3 protein-coding genes are annotated in these 1,696 nt (G+C 60.0%); all 3 read left to right on the top strand.

Features of this window, described 5'->3' with window-relative positions; all coding sequences use genetic code 11:
* Window positions 1-13 precede the first annotated feature (13 nt).
* Window positions 14-508 carry an iron transporter gene (locus WCA53_RS22105; protein WP_423915597.1) on the top strand — a complete coding sequence of 165 codons (495 nt, stop codon included), beginning with the start codon at window positions 14-16 and terminating at the stop codon, window positions 506-508.
* Between the two features lie 100 nt (window positions 509-608).
* Window positions 609-947 (top strand): cupredoxin domain-containing protein, encoded by a 339-nt coding sequence (locus WCA53_RS22100; protein WP_423915596.1) that lies wholly within the window; start codon window positions 609-611, stop codon window positions 945-947.
* A gap of 34 nt (window positions 948-981) precedes the next feature.
* The coding region (locus tag WCA53_RS22095) for an FTR1 family iron permease (protein WP_423915595.1) at window positions 982-1,696 on the top strand (715 nt) is incomplete at its 3' end.

Genomic DNA, 1,696 nt, shown 5'->3' with positions numbered 1-1,696 from the left:
GGCTCTGGTGGCGATGGCGTCGGCAACGGCTGCCGAATATCCGATCGGCAAGCAACATATTGAAGCCGGCATGGAAGTTGGCGCGGTGTATCTGCAGCCGATCACGATGGAACCGGAAGGCATGATGCGCAAGGCTTCGGACTCGGACGTGCATCTGGAAGCCGACATCCACGCGGTGAAAAACAATCCGAACGGCTTTGCAGAAGGCGACTGGATGCCGTATCTGCAAGTCACGTACGAGCTGACCAAGGCCGGCACGACGCAGTCGGTCAAGGGCGACATGATGGGCATGGTCGCGAGCGACGGCCCGCATTACGGCGACAACGTGAAGCTCTTTGGCCCAGGCAAATACCACCTGAAATTGAACATCGCGCCGCCGATGCAAACCGGCCATATGGCGTTCGGCCGTCACGTCGACAAGGAAACCGGCGTAGGTCCGTGGTTCAAGCCGTACACCATCGAGTACGATTTCCCGTTCGCCGGTATTGGCAAGAAGGGCGGCTACTAGTACCAGCATTAGCTAGGTCGCTGGCTATTTGGCAGCAGGCGCCGGCGTGAATGCGAACTCGCGTTCCGCGCGCCGCAAACAGGATGGGCGCATGAAACGTATGAAAAAGCTGGCGGCAATGTCGTTGGCATTGACCGCCGGATGGCTCGCCGGTGCAATGGCTGCCCAAGCGGCCGACCTGCCCACATTCAAGCTGGAATTGAACGACGGCAAGCTCACACCCGAACGGATCGAAGTGCCGGCCGGACAGCGCTTCAAGATTGAAGTGCGTAACGTTGGCAAGGGCGCGGCAGAATTCGAAAGCCTCCAGTTGCGCAAGGAAAAAGTGCTCGCGCCGGGCGCCGAGTCGTTCGTCGTGATCGCGCCGCTGGACAAGGGCGAATACAAGTTCTTCGACGATTTCCATCAGTCGGCGCAAGGCGTCATCGTCGCAAAGTAGCGACAGATTCGGCGGACACGGCGGGAGGCAATTGATGGGTCAGGTTCTATTTATCGTGTGGCGGGAGAGCGTCGAGGCGTTGCTGGTCGTCGGCATCCTGTACGCGTGGCTGCAAAACGGGGACGCCGACGCGCGTCGCGGCATTCCGTATCTTTGGGGCGGCGTTGTGCTTGGACTGCTGGCAGCCGTCGCGCTGGGCGCGGCGCTGGTCGGCTTCACCGAAGTGCTTTCCGGCGACGCCCAGGATTACTTCCAGATCGGCATGGTGCTGGTCGCGTGCGTGCTGATCGTCCAGATGGTGCTGTGGATGAAGCATCACGGTCGGTCAATGAAAAGCGACATGGAAGCGTCGTTGCAAAAGAGCAAGCAGGACGCGAACTGGTGGGGCGTGACCTTGCTGGTCGCGTTGGCCATTGCGCGCGAAGGCAGCGAGACGGTCATCTTTCTCTACGGCCTCGGCTTCGGCCAGTCGGGTCATGTCGACTTGACGCAGCTCCTCGCGGTCGTCATTGGCTTTGCGCTCGCGCTCCTGACTTTTTTCCTGCTGCAACTCGGCGGCAGGATCTTCTCGTGGCGACTGTTCTTCCGCGTGACCGAAATCATGCTGCTGTTCCTGGCGGCAGGTTTGTTCGAAACGGGCGTCGATAAGCTTATCGATAAGGAAATCCTGCCCGTGATGGTGAATCAGGTCTGGAATTCGTCCTGGCTGCTGGACGATTCCGGCACCTTCGGTTCGCTCGTGGCTACGT

The sequence above is a fragment of the Caballeronia sp. genome (assembly GCF_049581465.1).
Lineage (GTDB): Bacteria > Pseudomonadota > Gammaproteobacteria > Burkholderiales > Burkholderiaceae > Caballeronia.
The sequence above is the reverse complement of the archived record's forward strand: the minus strand, read 5'-3'. Positions and strand labels throughout refer to the sequence as shown.